Here is a 17,904-nt window from a genome sequence, read left to right as displayed (position 1 = left end):
CCCATACAAAAAGAACCACCCGCTACCGGGTGGTTCTTTACGTGGCCAGGGCCGGGATCGAACCGGCGACCTTCCGCTTTTCAGGCGGACGCTCGTACCAACTGAGCTACCTGGCCGGAAGGTCCGGCACGAAACCGAAACCTTTTGGCGACCCTGACGGGACTCGAACCCGCGACCTCCGCCGTGACAGGGCGGCGCGCTAACCAACTGCGCCACAGGGCCATATTCTGTTGTCCACCACACCTGTGCCAGGTGAAGCAGCGTACCCCCTACGGGATTCGAACCCGCGCTACCGCCTTGAAAGGGCGGCGTCCTAGGCCGCTAGACGAAGGGGGCCCGTTCCCGTTGGGAGCCGCATCAGCTTATGACACCCCACACCGAATCAACAAATCACCTGTTCAGAGCGGCAATCCACCGTCGTGGACGTAAGTTGCCTCCGCATCACATTGCGCATCTGGAAGGGCTCTCCGACGCGCCCGGTACGACGACGCCCGACGCGGCAAACGATGAGACGCCAGGCTGCCGGGCCCCCGAAAACAGGGTCGGATTGCCGTGTACACTCATCCCTGCCTCGCTGACGCGGGGCTCTGCGCCCCTATAGCTCAGTTGGTAGAGCTACGGACTTTTAATCCGCAGGTCCCAGGTTCGAGCCCTGGTGGGGGCACTCAACAATCCCCGTCTGACCCGTATGGTCGGGCGGGGATTTCGTCGTCACGGACGATCCTCACGTTTACCGTCGATGATCTCGGCCACGGGGCGACCGAGATCGATCTTCGGGAGCCTCGAACGATCCCACTCCGAAGAACTGCTCGGCCAGGACCTGGTTCCACCAGGTTTCTATGCGGTCGGGGCTCCATCCGCGTTCGAGGTGCAGGGCGTCGAAGGTGGCCATCGAGCAGGTGGCTGCGAAGATGTCCAGGGCTTGTTCCAGGTCGACGCCATCGCGCCAGGTGCCGGCGGGCCAGTTGCTGAAGACCTCGCGGCGGACCGTGTCGCCGCGTTGCCGGCCTTCGCGGTAGGCGGCGTCGAGGTCGGCGTTGTCGTAGCGGGCGGCGGCGATGATGCGGATCACGGCGCCGCCGTTCTCGAACAGTCGGCGGTCGAAGCCGACGACGGCGGCGAGCTGGCCGCGCGGATCACCTGCTGCGGCGGCCAGTTCTGCGCCGGCACGTTCGGTGTCGGCTTCGAGATCGACGCTGTCGACGAGGGCTATCGCCAAGCCTGCTTTGCCACCGAAGGTGCCGTACACCGTTGCCTCGGAAACACCGGCGGACGCCGCCACGGCACGCACGCTGGTGCCCGACCACCCGTTCTTGAGAAAACTCTCGTGGGCGGCCCGGGTGATCAGGGACCGCGTGAGTTCGGCCTGCTGGGCCCGTAGCGCCGATCGGTACGGCCGGGCGTCGGCCTGACCGGCATTGTCGGGCGTTTGCACGATCGCCACTGTACACCCAGCCGGAGTCGGTCTATATTCACTCAATACATCTCTAATGAATTGAGGAGCGATGATCGAACCTGCGAAAGTCTTGGGAATCGGACTGGTGGCCGGTGGCGGGTTGTACGCCGTCGGCGGGATGCTGCATCCACGCGGTTCCGGCGACACCAAGGACGCCTACATCGCGTCGATGCTGTCCCAGAACTCCTGGGCGGGATCGCATCTCGCGTCCTGCGCGGGTCTGGTCCTCATCGCCGTAACACTGATCGCCACGGCCCGCACAAGCACATTCGGACTCGCGGGCCGGACCTGGATCTGGGCGGCGGCCGCCGGCGCAGGACTCGGCGCGGCCGAACTGCTCCCCCACACCGCGGCAGCATCCGACCTCAGCCATCTCGAACACGGTGATTCGACGCCGATCCTCGACACTCACCTGTTGTTGCAGACCGTCGCGACGCCGGCCCTCGGGCTGACCACCGCGGCGCTGGCCGTCTACGTCGCCCGGCAGTCACAAACCGGGCCAGCCCGCGCGTTGGCCGCGATCGCAGTGCTCTGCGGCGTCGCCTACGCGTTCGCGGGACCGCTGACTGCCATCAGCGAGGGTGTGCGATTCGTGGTGCTGTTCCCGGCGTCGGCGGGTATCGCACTCTGGTACCTCGGAACAGGGATCCGGTTGCTCACGCGGCATACCGCACCCGCCGCACCCACGGCACCGGCCATGGAAGCGGTGCGATGATGGCCGCCGTCACGCTATACACCGCGGTTGCCCTATGGGGAATCCTTTGCGGTGCAGTTGTTTACGAACATTTGGCCATCATCCCGGTGTGGGCGTCTCACCCACCGGAGTCGCTGTCGATGTGGAAAGGACCGTACCGCATTATGCCACAACGCTTCTGGATCGTCATCCATCACGTCATCATCGTGATGATCCTGGCCGCGGTCGCCACCAACTGGAACAACGTGGCACGCAACCCGATCGCCCTCACCGGTGCGGGATATGTTCTCGCAGTTCTGGTTCCGACAGCGATATGGTTTGTTCCGCGCCTGCTGCGACTGACCGATCCCGACAACGACATGCCGGCCGACGTGTGGCGGCGACGCAGCAAGCTCTGGGAACGCCTGAGTCTGGTGCGCGGCGCTGTCGTGATCGCACTGATCATTCCGCTGCTGGTCGCCGTCGAGGTCCGGGCGTGACGCCCCCGACGGGACACTATTGCACCAATAGCCCTCTGCGGCAGAGAAATACGACGACAACCAACGCGCAGCCCCGACATATTCGCTCGCCGAGACCGAACCCGCGCAGTACCATCGGCCGAATATTCATCCCATGCCCCCACCGAGAAACCCGATGACTGCCTACTTCACCGCGGACCTGCACCTGCACCACAGCAAGCTGGCCGGTCTGCGCGGCTTCGACACCACCGGTGCGCACGACGCGGCGGTGATGGCTGAGCTCTATCGGCTCGATCCGGAGAACGACGTGCTGTGGGTCCTCGGTGACATCTGTTCGGGCGGCATCGCGAGCATGCACATCGCTCTGGAGCAACTGAGCACACTGGAGGTCCCCCTGCATCTGGTGACCGGCAATCATGACCCCGTCAATCCGATGTACCGCAACGCTCAGCGGCACGCCGCCGACTTCGCCGATGTCTTCGAATCGGTACAGCAACATGCGCGCACCAAGATCGGCGAACACGGAGTACTGCTGAGCCATTTCCCCTACGCGGGCACCCCGGACGAGCACGAACGCGACAAGTTCCTGCAATTCCAGCTCCCCGACCTGGGTATGTGGCTGGTGCACGGACATACCCACAGCAGCCGACGGCGCAGCGGCAAACGAAGTGTCTGTGTCAGCCTGGAGGCTTGGGGGCTGCGCCCGGCATCGGAGGACGAACTGGTCACCGAGATGGCGGTACGGGTGTGACGCGACCCGCCGCGACGTCGACTGCGGCGCCGAACGGTTCGATGAAGTCCTCGGCGCCGAGTACGCAGCAGGCATGGCCGCCGGGCACCTCGAAACGCCTCGCCCCGGGGATGCCGTCGAGCAGCAGTTGCTGCCGCGCCGGCGGCACCACCTTGTCCCGGGTGGACACCACCACCGACGTAGGGACGTCGATGTCGCCGAGCCAGTCGCGGGAATCGAAGCGGCCCAGGCCTTCTCCGAACATCCCGAAATCGGCGAGCGAGGTGGACAGAAACTGCCGGAACGCCCACACGGTGGTGTGCGCACCGATGTCGTCGAGCCGGGTGGATTTCGGCAGCACCCGGTACACGGGGGCGGAGAACCTGCCCACCTTGTCGGCGATCGCCTGCACGCGCGGATCCTGTTCGGAGAAGAACGGGCCGGTCGAGCACAGCACCATACCGCTGAGCCGTCCGGGGTGCCGGCGCCAGATGAGTTGTGCGATACCGCCGCCCATCGAGAAGCCGGCGGCGGTGAACCTGTCGACGCCGAGCACGTCGGCGACTGCGACGGTGTCGTCGGCGGCGTCATCGAGGGAGAAGTCGGGGGAGGCGATACCCCGGCCATGCCTGCGATGGTCGAGGGTGATAACGCGGTAACGCTCGTTGAGGGCCGGAATCACCGGATACCAACACAGCAGTCCGGTGGTCAGCACCGAATGCAGCAGGATGACAGCCGGTGCGTCCTTGGGCCCGGAGTCGGTGACGAACGTCTGCCCGCGGCCGGGCAGATCGAGCATCGTCCCGGCGGGCAGGTCCCGCAGCGGGTAGGGACGCACGAGATGACGCACACTGCGCCGGGTGCGCTGCAGCAACTCTGGACTCACCCCCTGAACGGTACGCGCACCGATCGCCACTCGGGAACGCTCAATAGCAAGCACACCGAACCCGATTTTCGTGATCAGCAGGACCCGATGGTGACAGTGTGATACAAGACATGCCATTCTGTTTCCCATGATGGAAGTCGAACGTCCGAAGATCGAAGGGTCGATCAAAGTCGGCGATGACAGGCGGATGGGTTTCGCCGAGTGGGGCGAGCCCGGTGGACGAACCTTTTTCTGGTTGCACGGCACTCCCGGCGCACGTCGTCAGATCCCTCTTCAGGCACGCGCCTACGCTGCGGAGAAAGGGTTCCGGCTCCTCGGTCTGGACCGGCCGGGTGTCGGAGCATCGACGGCATACCGGTACAAGTCGGTCTCGGAGTTCCCGAACGACCTGATCACGGTCGCCGACGCGCTCGACATAGATGAGTTCGCGGTCATCGGCCTCTCGGGCGGCGGACCGTACACCCTCGCCACGGCGTCGGCGTTCCCCGACCGGGTGGTGGCCGCCGGCATCCTCGGTGGTGTCGCGCCCACCGTCGGTCCCGAACGCATCGGCGGCGGCGCGATGGAACTCGGTGTGCGTGCCGCACCGCTGGTCCGGGTCGCGGGTGCCCCCATCGGGCAGGTGCTCAGTTCGATCCTGTCGGTGGCCAAGCCCTTCGGTGGGCCGGCCGTCAAACTGTACGGGCTGACCACCACCAAAGCCGACCGCGAGGCGCTGAACCGGCCGGAGTTCTCGGCGATGTTCCTCGACGACCTGATCTTCGGCGGACGCAGGCAGATGACCGCCCCGTTCTCCGACATCCTGGCCTTCGCCAGCGACTGGGGTTTCCAGGTCTCCGACATCAAGGTGCCGGTGCGCTGGTGGCACGGCGACGACGACCACATCATCCCGTTCTCACACGGCGAACACATGGTGTCGTTGCTGCCCGACGCCAAGCTGTACCCGCTGCCCGGCGACAGTCACCTGTCGACGCTGCATCAGGCGACCGACATCATCGACGAGCTCAACGCCGTGTGGGACATCGAACGGCCGTCCAAGAAGTAGTTCAGGGAGCTGTCACCGACAGCCCCACCGCCAGACCCAGGACCACCGCCATCATCGCGAGCTGTATCGCGGCGCGGCGGATGGCCTGGGTCTGAGTGCTTTTGTGCCGTACTGCGGCGGGCACCCAGGTGATACGGTGCCGGGCGGCCAACGCGACGAGCCCGCACAGCCCTACCGATTTACCGACGACGATCAAGCCATAGCCGGTGGTGGCCAGCGCTGTCACCGACCCCAGTTCGATGACGGCCGACGCCATCCCGGACAACACCAGCAACAGCACAGCCCACAAGGCGAGTTCGGAGAACCGCGGCAGGCTCCGCGCCCAGCCGGACCGGCCGCGCACGGTCAACACCAGTGCGGCGAGAGTGCCGCACCACCACGCCGCGGCCAGCGCGTGTGCGGCCACCAGCACCGGCATGACCGCGTGCGTGCCGGGGTGCGCCGAGATCGCCACCGCGACGAGTCCGACGCCACCGAGCATCGCCACCACCTGCACAGGCACGACCGCGCCGGTGAGCAGGTGGGCGCATGCCCATCCCACCACCGCCAGCGCGCATACCGCCGCGACCAGGTCAGGTGCGCCGTGGCTCATCACCTCGGAGAACTGTCCGACGCCGATGTCGCCGATACCGGTGCCCACCTGATCGGCGGCCCGGGCCCACGCCGCCACCAGCGACGCGGCCGCCCATACCCCGCCCGTCACACCGATCGCCGTCGGCGAAGGTTCGGTGCCGAGCGTGGGCATTCCGCCCAAACCCACCAACAGAGTCGCCGCGGCCAGCGCCGCGACAGCCGGGAGCGCTGTCGCGCCGGCTGGGTCCGCGGAATCTCCGGCCGCGCCGAGCACCGCGGCTGCGACCAGACCGACGACCATCATGGGCACGCAGGCAACCACCAGCAGCACCCGTGAACGGCCGTCGGCCGGGTTCGTCGACAGTGTCAGCTCCTGCGGCGGCGTGACATCGCGACCATCGCTCCCACGCCGGTACCGATCACGACGACCGCACCGACGACGAACGGCCACACCGGAACCCCGTTGCCCGAGTCCGACTCGTCACTCGCCGACGCACCCGGTGTCCCGGTCCCGGCGACGGTGAGCGTGAATCGCCGCTGCCCTTCGACCGGATGTCCGTCGGCGGAGGTGATGCGGTAGTTGACGGTGTAGGTGCCGACCGGGCCGAGCGGGCGCAGCACGACGCTCAACCGCGGCCCGTCGACGGTGGCCTTGCCGTCCTGCCAGAAGTTGCCGTCCGGTCCGACCACGGTGAGCACCGCGAACTGCTCCTGCATCGGCTCGTTGAAGGTCAGCACCACCTCGGGCGGACCCGCCGACAGTTGCGCTCCCTCGGCCGGCACCGATGACTTCAGGGACGAATGCGCAGCAGCGGTCCCGGCCGACGCCACACCGAGCAACGCGGCCAGGAGCAGCAGAAGCACCGCAACCGGATACCGGCTACGCATGACCACCGTGGCCGGATACCGGCTACGCATGACCACCGACTCTGCGACGCCGTGAGGCGACCAGACCGAACGCCACACCCATGACGCCGACGGCCAGACCCGCCCCGCCGAGCCAGCGTGCGGTGCTGTCCGAGCTGTCGTCGGCGTCCTCGGCCGACGACTCGCCGTGACCCCCGTGGCCGCCGGTGCCGACGGGAAGTGTCAGTGTCGGTGCCGGATGATCGGGCTCGTCGCCGTTGCTCTTGGTCGGCTGATTCCAGTTCACCTTCTGGCCGTCGGCGTACGTCTGTACGGCAGGCAGTTCGACGGTCTTCTTCTCGGGGAACGGGCCACCGGCGACACGGAACTGGCCGAACTGGCCGACGGGGACACCCGACGTACCCGGCAACGCCGTCCAGGTGATCGAGGTGGCCTCCGAGGTCTTCGGGTCCTTGGCGACCTCGGCCTTCCAGCCGTTGATCATCTCGGGGCGAGCCGATTTGAGCCGGGGCAGGGTGACGGTGAGGGCGGTGGTGGCCGCGGTGTCGGACTCGTTGGGCACGACGAAGGTCACCACCCCGTATCCACCCTGGGTGAGAGTCGGGGCGTTGGCACTGACATGGGCGTCGGCCGCACCGGCGCCGAGAGTGGTGCTCGCGCCGCCCACGACGGCGACGGCACACAGTGCCGTCAGCGAAGATCGATTCATACGAAACATGATGGAGTTCAAAGCCTTTCAGGCAAGATCGGGTGCGCGCCGAGGCTTCGGGCCAGGCGCGCGGGTCGACTACAGAGGAGACTGCGACCATTCCCGGAGGCCCCCGGACACCGCCTGCGCCGGTCAGCAACGCTGTCGGCCCCACCCGCACGACCCCGGCGATCCGCGGTGCCGATCGTCGCTGGGCATACCGGCCGGTGACGAGCCTGCGAGCAGCGACCAGCACCGCGCCGACGAGCTGTGCCAGTTGCGCGGCGATCACGATCACGACCGCGGTCAGCGCGACGGCCACCGCGTGCGCGGCACTCATCGGCCAGGACACGCCGCCGGAGTGCCCGGGCATCGGGTGGGTACCGGCGGCGAGCAGCGCGTGCGCGGCGGCCTGCGCCGCCGACAGGACCGCGGCCAACCGTAACCATGTCGGCGCCGGACGACGCAGAACGGCGGCAGCGCTCTGCTGCGACGGGGCGGCGGCGATCGCGGAGACCGCACCGACACCGGTCAGCAGGACCAGGTTCGACGCCGACGCGGATTCGCCCCCCGCCGAACCGTGGGCCGCGGCACCCAGAGCGGGAACTGCGAGGACGACAGCAGCCCGGACGGGCAGCACATCTCCTCGCTCGAAACTCACGCGGTACAGCATCCCACGTCCGCCACCCGCGCCCGTGTCCGGTTCGCGGACACACCGCAATCGGGAACGGCCACCGGCGCCGGGAACAGATGACAGAATCGACGGTATGGCCCTTTCGCCCGCGGACTCCGCACCGGCGCAGACATCAGGCGCGCAGTCCGACGACACCCCCGCCACCGAGCGCGTCGTGATCCGCGAACTCACCGACTCCGACGATCTCGCGACGCTGGCCAAGGTCTTCGACGACGTGTGGCGCCCGGACCCCAGCAACCGGGTGACCGACACCGACTCGCTGCGGGCGCTGTCGCACACCGGCAACTATGTCGTGGGCGCGTTCATCGACGGTGTGCTCGCCGGCGGCAGCGTCGGGTTCTTCGGCGCGCCCGTCGGCACGACGCTGCACAGCCACATCACCGGGGTCTCCCGCCTGGGCCGCGGACACAACCTCGGCCGCGCGCTGAAGCTGTATCAACGCCAATGGGCCATCGATCGCGGACTGTCGGAGATCACCTGGACGTTCGATCCGCTGGTGTCCCGCAACGCCTACTTCAACCTGGTCAAACTCGGTGCACGGCCGCGGGAGTACCTCGTCGACTTCTATCGGCCCGACGGAACCGATCTCGCCGCCGGCGACCGGCTGTTCATGTCGTGGCCGCTCGACGTTCCTGTTCCCGACCCGCCGGTCGTCGATCCGGGCGGTCCGGGTGTCGTGTACGCGGTCGACCTGCAGGACCACGACCACCCACAGGGCAAACCCGAGGTGATCACCGACTCGGCGACCGTCGTGGTGCCGGTGCCCGGCGACATCGAGTCGATGCGGCGTACCGAGCCGATCGTCGCCGCGCGGTGGCGGGTCGCGCTGCGGGAGGCACTCGCCCCGCTCATCGGCGGGCCGGAACGTTCCCCGGTCACCTTCCTGCGGTCGGGTGCCTACGTGTTCGGGCCGGTCGGCGGACCGCCCCCGGAGTAACCGTCAGGCGAGTTCGGCGCGGATCTTCTCGGTGTGCTCACCCAGTGCGGGCACATCGCCCATGGCGAGTTCGACGTCGCCGAACGTCATCGGCGGCAGGATCGCACGCACGTCGCCCTTCTCCGTGCCGATGGTGCGCCAGCGGTCGCGGGCACTCAGCTGCGGATGATCGGCCAGACCATCGAGTTCCCGGATCTCGGCGGCCGGAACCCCCGCAGCGGCCAAGCGTGCGTCGAGGTCGTCGGTGGTGTACTTGCGGGTTTCGTCGGTAACCAGCGCGTCGACCTCGGCGCGTCTTTCCACCCGGGCGATGTTGGTGGCATAGCGCGGGTCGTCGACCAGTTCGGGACGGCCCAGGACATCGGTCATCAACGCCGCCCAGCCGCGTTCGTTCTGCACCCCGATGAGGATCTCGCCGTCGGCGGTGGGGTACCGGTCGTAGGGCACGATCGCCGCATGGCCGACGCCGGCTCGCGGCAACTGCCTGTCGCCGTACAGCCGGATGTACAGCGGGTGACTCATCCATTCGGCCATGGCGTCGAACATCGACACCGACACGGCCGCGCCCTCGCCGGTGACACCCCTGCGGACCAGCGCCGACAGTACCGCGGTGAGGACATACAGTCCGGCGCCGATGTCGGCGGCCGGGATACCTGTTTTCGCGGCGGCGTCGGGGGTACCGGTGACGGAGATGAGGCCGGTTTCGGCCTGGATGAGCATGTCGTAGGCCTTGCGGTCACGATACGGGCCGTCGTCACCGTATCCGGACAGGTCGACCACAACCAGCCGCGGATGGCCGGCGCGCAGCTCGTCGGCACCGAAGCCGAGGCGGGCAGCGGCGCCGGGTGCCAGGTTCTGCACAAACACGTCCGCGCGGGCGATGAGCTTGTGCAGCAGGGCATTGTCGGCGGAGTCGCGCAGGTCGAGGGCGATCGATTCCTTGCCGCGGTTGAGCCAGACGAAGTGGGACGCAACGCCATTCACGTCGTCGTCGTAGCGTCTGGCGAAGTCGCCGCCGTCGGGGCGTTCGACCTTGACTACGCGCGCACCGAGGTCGGCGAGGTGCCGGGTGGCCAGCGGTGCGGCCACGGCCTGTTCGAGGGTGACGACGGTGATCCCGTCCAGCGGCAGAGTTCCGGCCTGTTCTCGATCCATTCCGCAACGATCGCCGATGGTGCCGGGGCCGGTCAATTCCGGCTCACCCCCGCGGCCCGGGGCGTCCGGGCTGTGCGGACCGCATCATCGGCTCGTTATCGTAACCCTTCCCGAACACCTGTCGGGAACTGTGATCTCATGGAAGTGCAGCCCCGGGGCGTCCTTCGAAGGAGGCGACGATGACATCGACGATCGAGATCACCGGTCACAGCCAGCACGAGGCGTGGCTGGCCAAGACCATGCCGCCCATCGAGGAGGTCCGTCCCGGCCTGTGGTCGATCCCGGTCCCGATGCCCGTGTCGCCGCTGCGCTACACCCTCGTCTACGCGCTGGTCCTGCCCGACGGTCTGGCCCTCATCGACACCGGCCTGGACACCGACGAGTCGTGGCGGGCCCTCGTCGACGGCATCCACGTCACCGGCCACGACATCAGCGAGATCCGCTACGTCGCCATCACCCACCTGCATCCCGACCATTTCGGGCTGGTCCCCCGGTTGCTGGAGCACACCGACTTCACCCTCGCGATGCACAGCAACGACGCGAAGTTCATGCGCTTTCGCAGTGACTCCGAGATCCAGCGCGAACAAGACTGGGCCACAGAACAACTCGCCCGTCTCGGCGCCCCCACCGACATCCCCGAAACGGGTATGCAGCACTTCACCCGCCTACCCAAGGGCCGCACCGTCGACGTCGAACTCGACGACCACGCGCCGCTGAACCTGCCCGGCTGGAACGTCAAAGCCTTGTGGACGCCCGGCCACACCCCCGGCCACCTGTGCTTTCTCGACGAGGACGCCGGAACGGTATTCACCGGCGATCACCTGCTCCCCCGGATCAGCCCCAACGTATCCACCACGATCTTCCAGCCGACCGACCCGCTCGCCGCCTACCTCGTCTCGCTCGCACACACCGAACAACTCCCCGACGTCGAAGCACTACCGTCGCACGAATACCGTTTTCGTGGCCTGGCCGACCGAGTCACCACTCTGCTGTCCCATCACGAGGAACGTTTCGACGAGATTGCCGCCGCCGTCGCCGCGGACCCCCAGATCACCGCCTGGGAGATCGCCCGCTCGGTGTCCTGGTCCCGCCCCTTCGACGACCTACTCCTCCCCCTACAACGCATGGCCACCCGAGAAACCCACGCCCACCTCACCGTCCTGGAGTCCCGCGGCATCCTCACCCACGACGGCGAACTCCCCCAACGCTGGTCGGTGGCAGCCACCTGAGTTTGCCGGCAGACCCGGTTTCCGGGTTCAACCGCAAGGTCAGCGGCGGTCTGCCGCTACGCTCGATCCGTGTCTGTTTACTCACATGGGTTTGCCCGGGTTGCCGGGGCGGTGCCGGTCATCCGGGCCGCCGATCCGGCATTCAACGCCGAACGCACCGTCGAACTGCTGCGCGAGGCCGCTGAGCAAGACACCGCGCTGGTGGTGTTCCCCGAGCTGGGGCTGACCGGGTACAGCATCGACGACCTGGTGCAGCAGGACGCGATTCTCGACGCCGCGCTGACCGGGTTGGCGCAGGTACTGGAGGCGAGCCGGGGATTGCGGCCGGTAGTGGCGGTCGGGTTGCCGCTGAATGTCGGTGACGCGCTGTTCAATTGCGCGGCGGTGCTGCGCGACGGCGAACTGCTGGGGGTGGTGCCCAAGTCGTATCTGCCGAACTATCGCGAGTTCTACGAACAGCGGTACTTCTCCGCGGCCCGCGACGCCGTCACCAACACCGTCACCGTGCTCGGGCAGACGGTGCCGTTCGGCGCCGACCTCATCTTCGAGGCCACCGACCTGCCCGGCTTCGCGTTGCATGTGGAGATCTGCGAGGACGGATGGGTGGCGATCCCGCCGAGCACCTGGGCGTCGCTCGCGGGTGCGACGGTGCTGGCGAATCTGTCGGGCAGCCCGGTCACCGTCGGCAAGGAGAGCTACCGGAAGTCGTTGTGCACCGGGCATTCCGCCCGCTGCATCGCCGCGCATCTGTATGTGGCGGCCGGATACGGCGAATCCACCACCGATCTCGCGTGGGACGCCGACGCGCTGATCACCGAGAACGGTACGCTCCTCGCCCGCAGTGAGCAGTTCTCGATGGCCGATCAGATTATCACCGCCGACATCGACCTCGACCGGCTGCGCCAGGAACGGCTGCGGATGATCAGCCTGCGCGACCAGGCCGGGGATTTCCGGGAACAGCTGAAACCGTTGCGGCGCATCACTTTCACCTTCGGCGCCCTCGATGGCACCGACAACGACCTGCGCAGGCTGGTGCCGCGGTTCCCGTTCGTGCCCACCGGTACCGCCGACCGCGACGAACGCTGCCGCGAGGTCCGCAACATCCAAGTGCAGGGTCTGGCACAACGGTTGCGGTCCACCGGGTTACAGAAGATCGTCATCGGCGTGTCCGGCGGGCTCGACTCGACGCTCGCACTGCTCGTGGCCGTCGACACGTTCGACCGGATCGGGTTGCCGCGCACCAATATTCTCGCCTACACGATGCCGGGGTTCGCCACTGGCGGCGCCACCCTGCGCCGGGCGCACGAACTGATGGATTCGCTCGGTGTGTCGGGTACCGAACTCGACATCCGGCCCTCGTGCGAACAGATGCTCGCCGACCTGGACCATCCGTATGCCAAGGGCGAGAAGGTTTTCGATATCACCTTCGAGAACGTGCAAGCGGGCGAACGGACCTCACATCTGTTCCGGCTCGCCAATCATCACGGTGCGATCGTGCTGGGTACCGGCGATCTCTCGGAGCTGGCGCTGGGCTGGTGCACCTACGGTGTCGGCGATCAGATGTCGCACTACAACGTCAACACGTCGGTGCCCAAAACCCTTATCCAGCACCTGATCCGGTGGATGATCGACACCGGCGAGTATTCCACGCGCACCACGACGACGCTGGCGGAGATCCTCGATGACGTCATCTCCCCCGAACTCGTCCCGCCGGGAGAGGACGGCGCGGTGCAGTCCACCGAGGACACCGTCGGCCCGTACGAGCTACACGACTTCTTCCTCTACTACACCACCCGATTCGGTTACCGCCCAAGCAAAGTCGCATTCCTGGCCCGGCACGCCTGGGGTGATCGCACCCGCGGCCCGTGGTCGGAGATGATGCCGGCCGACCGTCGCAACGAATACGACGACGACACCATCGAGCACTGGCTCGCCGAGTTCCTGCGGCGCTTCATGGGTGCGCAGTTCAAACGCACCGCGATGCCCAACGGCCCCAAGATCGGTTCGGGTGGCTCGCTCTCACCACGCGGGGACTGGCGGTCCCCGTCCGACGTCTCCGCCCGCACCTGGCTGGACGAACTGCAAAACCGCTAGTCACAGGTTTCGAGGAGTTTGGCGAGTTCGTCCTCGAAGGAGTGGGCGAGCTTGTCGAGTTCGGGGACCAACTCGGTACAGGCGAGGAGGCCGACGTTGATGGACTTGTCGACGGAGAACACGCTGATGTTGAGTCCGAGACCGTGGAAGATCGGGCCGAGCGGGTACACGCCCACCACGCGCGCGCCGAGGTAGTACAGCGGCAGCGGCGGACCGGGAACATTGGACACCACGACGTTGAACACCGGTGGGTGCAGCGCCGAAAGTTTGCGCCCACCATAGGATTTCATCAGCTGCTGGAGGATCTCACCGGGCGCGAACTGAGCCCACGCCCGCAGGATGTTGGCGTCGATGTCAGCGTGATGGTCCTTGGACCGCCGGGCCAGTTCGGCAGCCCGGTCGACGCGTTCCACCGGATCATCGACGTCGGTGGCCAACTGGGTGAACATGCCGCTGACCTTGTTGGTCCCGGATTCGACGAGTGCGGTCTCGTCGGTGCCGTGCACCGACACCGGCACCATCGCCACCAGCGGCCGGTCCGGCAGACCCCCGTGATTGTCCAGGTACGTCCGCAACGCGCCCGCGGCGATGGCCAGCACCACGTCGTTGATCTTGGCACCGTACTTGTTCTTGATGCGTTTGACGTCGTCGAGTGGCAGCTGGGTGAGCGCGAGCGAGCGGTGCGGCGTGATGGGAGCGTTGAAGGGCGTGCCGGGAGCCTGGAACGGCAGCGGCATCGCCGAACCCTCGAGTGCGCGTTTGGCCCAGCCGATCGGCACCTGGACGGTGCCGGGCAGCAGCCGGGCCAGCGCCAACGGCCGTTGCACGAAGTTCAGCGCCCCGCCGACTGCCATCGTCAGCCGCGATGTGCCGCCCGCGGTCTCCTTGATCTTGTCGGCGTCGAGCTGCGGCGGCTCGGGGGTGATGGTGCACAGCTGCGAGAGCATCTCGGCGCTGGTGACGCCGTCGACGTTGGCGTGATGCATGCGCAGCACCACTGCCACGTTGCCGTTGGACATCCCCTCGATGACCCACATCTCCCACAGCGGTTTGCTGCGGTGCAGTTCGCGGCCGGCGATGTGGCCGATCAGTTCGGTGAGCTCGCGTTCGCCGCCGGGGGCGGGCACGCCGACGCGCCGCACATGCTTCTCGATGTCGAAGTCGGCGTCCTCGACCCACACCGGGTGGTCGATGTTGAGCAGCGAGTTGTCGAGTTTGCGCCGGAAGTTGGGCATCGCTGAGATGCGGCGGCTCAGCTCGTCGCGCATCGCGTGGAACGAGTAGCCGTTGGGCATCGTCGACGGGTCGATCTCGATGACACCGACCACGTGCATCAGCTGCGATCGGGTCTCCAGGTACAGAAACGACGCATCCAAACCGCTCAGACGTTCCATCGGTCCGCGCACCTCCATCACACCCGGACGGCGCCGGGCCAGTTTTCCATCGCACACCGCCGACGAGCGGGCGCGTCACGATCATTGCAGACTGCGGACCCCGACCATCGCGGGATACTGAAACGGTCTCGCCACAACAACCTAGCGCTTGCTAGGTTATGGGCGATGACATCCACCTCGCCCCGATTCACCGCCGCCGAACTCGACGCCGCATTCACCGCATTCCAGGCGACCGTCGCCGAGATCGCGATCAGCCGCGACTGGGACCGGTTCGCCGAGCAGTTCACCGTCGACGCCGACTACATCGAACATGCCCTGGGCACCATGCACGGCCGCGAGGAGATCCGCGAATGGATCTGGCGGACGATGACTGCCTTCCCCGGTAGCCACATGACCGGCTATCCGTCGCTGTGGCATGTCGTCGACGAAGAACGGGGCCGGGTGATCTGCGAGGTCGACAACCCGATGCGCGACCCCGGCGACGGCACCGCCATCACTGCGACGAACATCACCATCCTCACCTACGCCGGCGACGGCCTGTGGAGCCGCGAGGAGGACGTCTACAACCCGCTCAAGTTCGCGATCGCGGCGATGCGCTGGTGCGAAAAGGCACTGGAGCTGGGAACTCTCGACGACGCGGCACGTGAATGGATGACCGGGCCGGGGGCGATGTTCCGGCGCCGAAGCTGACAACAGACCCTTCGAAAGCGGATCGCACGCACCCGACACCCAGGCTACGGAACCGTAACCTGGACTTGGGCGTGCGCCCGAGTGTGCCGTATGGTAGGGCACCGACCGGCCCACACTCTGATCCGCCCGAAGGACTGTAATGACTCGTGAACTGACGCAATTGGAACTCCTCCGAGAACTGGAGTCCGTTGCCGAGGCCAACGTGAATCGCCACCTGAAGGCGGCGCGGGACTGGAATCCCCACGACTACGTGCCGTGGGACGAGGGCCGTAACTTCGCCGCGCTCGGCGGTGTCGACTACGAGCCCGAGCAGTCCCGACTCAGCGACGTCGCCCAGGCCGCGATGATCACCAACCTGCTCACCGAGGACAATCTGCCGTCCTACCACCGGGTGATCGCCGACAACTTCTCGATGGACTCGGCGTGGGGCTACTGGGTGGGCCGCTGGACCGCCGAGGAGAACCGGCACGGCATCGCCATGCGCGACTACCTCGTGGTGACCCGCGGCGTCGACCCGGTGGCCCTCGAACAGGCCCGCATGCTGCACATGACCAGCGGCTACTCCCCCGAGCTGACCGCCGGCGACCGCATCGACGAGTTCACCACCCCCACCGGCCAGATGGGCATCCTGCGGTCGGTCGCGTACGTGACGTTCCAGGAGCTGGCCACCCGCGTCAGCCACAAGAACACCGGCAAGGCCTGCAACGATCCGATCGCCGACAAGCTGCTGCAACGCATCGCTGCCGACGAGAACCTGCACATGCAGTTCTATCGCAACATCTGCGGTGCGGGCATGGACATCGCCCCCGACCAGACGCTGCGCGCGGTCACCGACGTCGTCACCAACTTCCAGATGCCGGGCGCCGGCATGCCCAACTTCCGCCGGCACGGCGTGCTGATGGCCAAGCACGGCATCTACGACCTGCGCCAGCACCTCGACGAGGTCATCATGCCGGTGCTGCGCAAGTGGGACGTCTTCGGCCGCGACGACTTCGGTCCCGAGGGCGAGCAGACCCGCGAGGAACTCGCCTCGTTCCTCGAACAGCTCGAACGCGACACCGTCAAGTTCGAGGAGATGCGCGACCGTTCACTGGCCCGCGAAGCCCTCAAGCGAGCCCGGCAGCAGCAGGAGAAGAAGGCGTCCTGAGCACCGCACTCGACACCCGCGAACGCCTGCGCATCGGCTCCATCGAACTCGCCAGTCCCGTCGTGCTGGCCCCGATGGCCGGTGTCACCAACGTCGCGTTCCGCACCCTGTGCCGCGAACTCGAGCTCGAACGTACCGGCACGGTGTCGGGGTTGTACGTGTGTGAGATGGTCACCGCCCGCGCTCTCGTCGAACGGCATCCGGTGACGATGCACATGACCACGTTCGCCCCCGAGGAGAATCCGCGGTCGATGCAGCTGTACACCGTCGACCCGGAGTACACCTACGCCGCGGCCAAGATGATCGTCGACGAGAATCTCGCCGACCACATCGACATGAACTTCGGCTGCCCGGTGCCCAAGGTCACCCGCAAGGGTGGCGGATCGGCGATCCCCTACAAGCGCAAGCTGTTCGAGCGCATCGTCGCCGCCGCGGTCCGCGCCACCGAGGGCACCGACATCCCGGTGACGGTCAAGTTCCGCATCGGCATCGACGACGAGCACCGCACCCATCTCGACGCCGGCCGCATCGCCGCCGCCGAAGGCGCCAAAGCCGTTGCGCTGCATGCCCGGACCGCGTCGCAGCGATACTCGGGCACCGCCGACTGGGACGAGATCACCCGGCTCAAGGAGCACGTCACCGACGTCCCCGTGCTCGGTAACGGCGACATCTTCGAACCCATCGACGCGGTGGCGATGATGGAGCGCACCGGCTGCGACGGCGTGGTCATCGGGCGCGGTTGTCTGGGCCGTCCGTGGCTGTTCGCCGAGCTGTCGGCGCTGCTGAACGGTCGGCCGGCACCGCAGGCCCCGACACTCGGGCAGGTCTCGGACATCATCATCCGGCACTGCGAGCTGCTCATCGCGCACTACGACCATCTGGAGGGCGGCGGCGAGTTCAAGGGCTGCCGCGAGATCCGCAAACACGTGGCGTGGTATTTGCGCGGATTCCCCGCCGGTTCGGAGATCCGCTCGCGGATGTCGCTGGTGACCACCCTCGACGAACTGCGCGAGCTGGTCGGTGCGCTACCCGCCGACGCGCCGTTCCCCACCGACGGCCACGGCCCGCGGGGCCGACAGGGGTCACCGGCGAAGGTCGCCCTGCCCGAGGGCTGGCTCGACGACCCGTACGAGGACATCGTCCCCGAGGGTGCCGAGATCATGCATT

17 protein-coding genes and 4 tRNA genes are annotated in these 17,904 nt (G+C 67.1%); 11 read left to right on the top strand and 10 right to left on the bottom strand.

Going from position 1 to position 17,904, the window contains the following annotated elements; all coding sequences use genetic code 11:
• Positions 1-42 precede the first annotated feature (42 nt).
• The 3 genes from KDB67_RS02855 to KDB67_RS02845 form a co-directional block, all read right to left on the bottom strand.
• Positions 43-116, bottom strand: a tRNA-Phe gene (locus KDB67_RS02855).
• Positions 117-145: 29 nt separating this feature from the next.
• Positions 146-222: transfer RNA gene (locus tag KDB67_RS02850), tRNA-Asp, on the bottom strand.
• A 41-nt stretch (positions 223-263) separates the two neighbouring features.
• Positions 264-336: transfer RNA gene (locus KDB67_RS02845), tRNA-Glu, on the bottom strand.
• Between the two features lie 255 nt (positions 337-591).
• Between KDB67_RS02845 and KDB67_RS02840 the strand changes: the two genes are divergently transcribed.
• A tRNA-Lys gene (locus KDB67_RS02840) sits at positions 592-664 on the top strand.
• A 66-nt stretch (positions 665-730) separates the two neighbouring features.
• Here KDB67_RS02840 and KDB67_RS02835 read toward each other — a convergent pair.
• On the bottom strand, positions 731-1,435 hold the full coding sequence (locus KDB67_RS02835) for a helix-turn-helix domain-containing protein (RefSeq protein ID WP_291012157.1): 705 nt from the start codon (positions 1,433-1,435) through the stop codon (positions 731-733).
• Between the two features lie 70 nt (positions 1,436-1,505).
• Here KDB67_RS02835 and KDB67_RS02830 point away from each other — a divergent pair, with 70 nt between their 5' ends.
• The 3 genes from KDB67_RS02830 (at position 1,506) to KDB67_RS02820 (ending at position 3,359) form a co-directional block, all read left to right on the top strand.
• On the top strand, positions 1,506-2,171 hold the full coding sequence (locus tag KDB67_RS02830; protein ID WP_291012155.1) for a hypothetical protein: 666 nt from the start codon (positions 1,506-1,508) through the stop codon (positions 2,169-2,171).
• Between the two features lie 143 nt (positions 2,172-2,314).
• Complete coding sequence (locus tag KDB67_RS02825; protein ID WP_324387716.1) at positions 2,315-2,629, top strand: hypothetical protein; 315 nt, start codon at positions 2,315-2,317, stop codon at positions 2,627-2,629.
• A 154-nt stretch (positions 2,630-2,783) separates the two neighbouring features.
• The gene (locus tag KDB67_RS02820) at positions 2,784-3,359 is read left to right on the top strand and encodes a metallophosphoesterase (RefSeq protein ID WP_291012150.1); all 576 of its coding nucleotides are present in this window, start codon (positions 2,784-2,786) and stop codon (positions 3,357-3,359) included.
• Here the strand turns inward: KDB67_RS02820 and KDB67_RS02815 are convergent.
• Positions 3,334-4,224, bottom strand: a complete 891-nt coding sequence (locus KDB67_RS02815) for an alpha/beta fold hydrolase (RefSeq protein ID WP_291012148.1) — start codon at positions 4,222-4,224, stop codon at positions 3,334-3,336. The genes KDB67_RS02820 and KDB67_RS02815 overlap by 26 nt on opposite strands.
• Positions 4,225-4,351: 127 nt before the next feature.
• Between KDB67_RS02815 and KDB67_RS02810 the strand changes: the two genes are divergently transcribed.
• On the top strand, positions 4,352-5,269 hold the full coding sequence (locus KDB67_RS02810; protein WP_291012146.1) for an alpha/beta hydrolase: 918 nt from the start codon (positions 4,352-4,354) through the stop codon (positions 5,267-5,269).
• 1 nt (position 5,270) lies between these two features.
• On the opposite strand, the gene KDB67_RS02805 is transcribed toward KDB67_RS02810, so the two are convergent.
• The 3 genes from KDB67_RS02805 to KDB67_RS02795 all read right to left on the bottom strand — a co-directional run bounded on the left by KDB67_RS02805 (position 5,271) and on the right by KDB67_RS02795 (position 7,427).
• Entirely contained in the window at positions 5,271-6,146 is an 876-nt protein-coding gene (locus KDB67_RS02805) for a CopD family protein (protein WP_291012192.1), read from the bottom strand.
• A 62-nt stretch (positions 6,147-6,208) separates the two neighbouring features.
• Complete coding sequence (locus KDB67_RS02800; RefSeq protein WP_291012144.1) at positions 6,209-6,760, bottom strand: copper resistance protein CopC; 552 nt, start codon at positions 6,758-6,760, stop codon at positions 6,209-6,211.
• Complete coding sequence (locus KDB67_RS02795) at positions 6,753-7,427, bottom strand: YcnI family protein (RefSeq protein WP_291012142.1); 675 nt, start codon at positions 7,425-7,427, stop codon at positions 6,753-6,755. The genes KDB67_RS02800 and KDB67_RS02795 overlap by 8 nt, the downstream gene beginning before the upstream one ends.
• A 737-nt stretch (positions 7,428-8,164) precedes the next feature.
• Here KDB67_RS02795 and KDB67_RS02790 point away from each other — a divergent pair.
• A complete protein-coding gene (locus KDB67_RS02790) occupies positions 8,165-9,028 on the top strand; it encodes a GNAT family N-acetyltransferase (RefSeq protein WP_291012140.1) in 864 nt (287 codons plus the stop codon).
• Positions 9,029-9,031: 3 nt separating this feature from the next.
• Here the strand turns inward: KDB67_RS02790 and KDB67_RS02785 are convergent, their stop codons facing one another.
• The gene (locus KDB67_RS02785; RefSeq protein WP_291012138.1) at positions 9,032-10,183 is read right to left on the bottom strand and encodes a CaiB/BaiF CoA-transferase family protein; all 1,152 of its coding nucleotides are present in this window, start codon (positions 10,181-10,183) and stop codon (positions 9,032-9,034) included.
• Between the two features lie 179 nt (positions 10,184-10,362).
• On the opposite strand from KDB67_RS02785, the gene KDB67_RS02780 reads away from it, so the two are divergent.
• Entirely contained in the window at positions 10,363-11,412 is a 1,050-nt protein-coding gene (locus KDB67_RS02780; protein ID WP_291012136.1) for an MBL fold metallo-hydrolase, read from the top strand.
• A gap of 69 nt (positions 11,413-11,481) precedes the next feature.
• Positions 11,482-13,506, top strand: coding sequence for an NAD(+) synthase (locus tag KDB67_RS02775; RefSeq protein WP_291012133.1), 2,025 nt, complete (start codon positions 11,482-11,484; stop codon positions 13,504-13,506).
• Here KDB67_RS02775 and KDB67_RS02770 read toward each other — a convergent pair.
• Positions 13,503-14,900, bottom strand: coding sequence for a wax ester/triacylglycerol synthase family O-acyltransferase (locus tag KDB67_RS02770; protein WP_291012131.1), 1,398 nt, complete (start codon positions 14,898-14,900; stop codon positions 13,503-13,505). The genes KDB67_RS02775 and KDB67_RS02770 overlap by 4 nt on opposite strands.
• Before the next feature lie 165 nt (positions 14,901-15,065).
• On the opposite strand from KDB67_RS02770, the gene KDB67_RS02765 reads away from it, so the two are divergent.
• From KDB67_RS02765 to dusB, 3 genes are all read left to right on the top strand, one after another.
• Entirely contained in the window at positions 15,066-15,590 is a 525-nt protein-coding gene (locus KDB67_RS02765; protein WP_291012129.1) for a nuclear transport factor 2 family protein, read from the top strand.
• A 139-nt stretch (positions 15,591-15,729) separates the two neighbouring features.
• Entirely contained in the window at positions 15,730-16,737 is a 1,008-nt protein-coding gene (locus KDB67_RS02760; protein WP_291012126.1) for an acyl-ACP desaturase, read from the top strand.
• Between the two features lie 74 nt (positions 16,738-16,811).
• A partial coding sequence (gene dusB, locus KDB67_RS02755) for a tRNA dihydrouridine synthase DusB (RefSeq protein WP_291012190.1) occupies positions 16,812-17,904 on the top strand: 1,093 nt, incomplete at its 3' end.

Source organism: Gordonia sp. (in: high G+C Gram-positive bacteria), from assembly GCF_020438995.1.
Taxonomy (GTDB): Bacteria; Actinomycetota; Actinomycetes; order Mycobacteriales; family Mycobacteriaceae; genus Gordonia.
Note: the sequence above shows the minus strand (reverse complement) of the source record. Positions and strands in the feature narration are given on the sequence as shown.

What these genes read in the sequence shown, in the direction of transcription:
- KDB67_RS02820 (WP_291012150.1), top strand. Translation starts at nt 2,784, where the DNA reads ATGACTGCCTACTTCACCGCGGACCTGCACCTGCACCACAGCAAGCTG.
- KDB67_RS02765 (WP_291012129.1), top strand. Translation starts at nt 15,066, where the DNA reads ATGACATCCACCTCGCCCCGATTCACCGCCGCCGAACTCGACGCCGCA.
- KDB67_RS02795 (WP_291012142.1), bottom strand. Translation starts at nt 7,427, where the DNA reads ATGTTTCGTATGAATCGATCTTCGCTGACGGCACTGTGTGCCGTCGCC.
- KDB67_RS02780 (WP_291012136.1), top strand. Translation starts at nt 10,363, where the DNA reads ATGACATCGACGATCGAGATCACCGGTCACAGCCAGCACGAGGCGTGG.
- KDB67_RS02805 (WP_291012192.1), bottom strand. Translation starts at nt 6,146, where the DNA reads ATGATGGTCGTCGGTCTGGTCGCAGCCGCGGTGCTCGGCGCGGCCGGA.
- KDB67_RS02810 (WP_291012146.1), top strand. Translation starts at nt 4,352, where the DNA reads ATGATGGAAGTCGAACGTCCGAAGATCGAAGGGTCGATCAAAGTCGGC.
- KDB67_RS02790 (WP_291012140.1), top strand. Translation starts at nt 8,165, where the DNA reads ATGGCCCTTTCGCCCGCGGACTCCGCACCGGCGCAGACATCAGGCGCG.
- KDB67_RS02760 (WP_291012126.1), top strand. Translation starts at nt 15,730, where the DNA reads ATGACTCGTGAACTGACGCAATTGGAACTCCTCCGAGAACTGGAGTCC.
- KDB67_RS02825 (WP_324387716.1), top strand. Translation starts at nt 2,315, where the DNA reads ATGCCACAACGCTTCTGGATCGTCATCCATCACGTCATCATCGTGATG.
- KDB67_RS02800 (WP_291012144.1), bottom strand. Translation starts at nt 6,760, where the DNA reads ATGCGTAGCCGGTATCCGGCCACGGTGGTCATGCGTAGCCGGTATCCG.
- KDB67_RS02785 (WP_291012138.1), bottom strand. Translation starts at nt 10,183, where the DNA reads ATGGATCGAGAACAGGCCGGAACTCTGCCGCTGGACGGGATCACCGTC.
- KDB67_RS02770 (WP_291012131.1), bottom strand. Translation starts at nt 14,900, where the DNA reads ATGGAACGTCTGAGCGGTTTGGATGCGTCGTTTCTGTACCTGGAGACC.
- KDB67_RS02830 (WP_291012155.1), top strand. Translation starts at nt 1,506, where the DNA reads ATGATCGAACCTGCGAAAGTCTTGGGAATCGGACTGGTGGCCGGTGGC.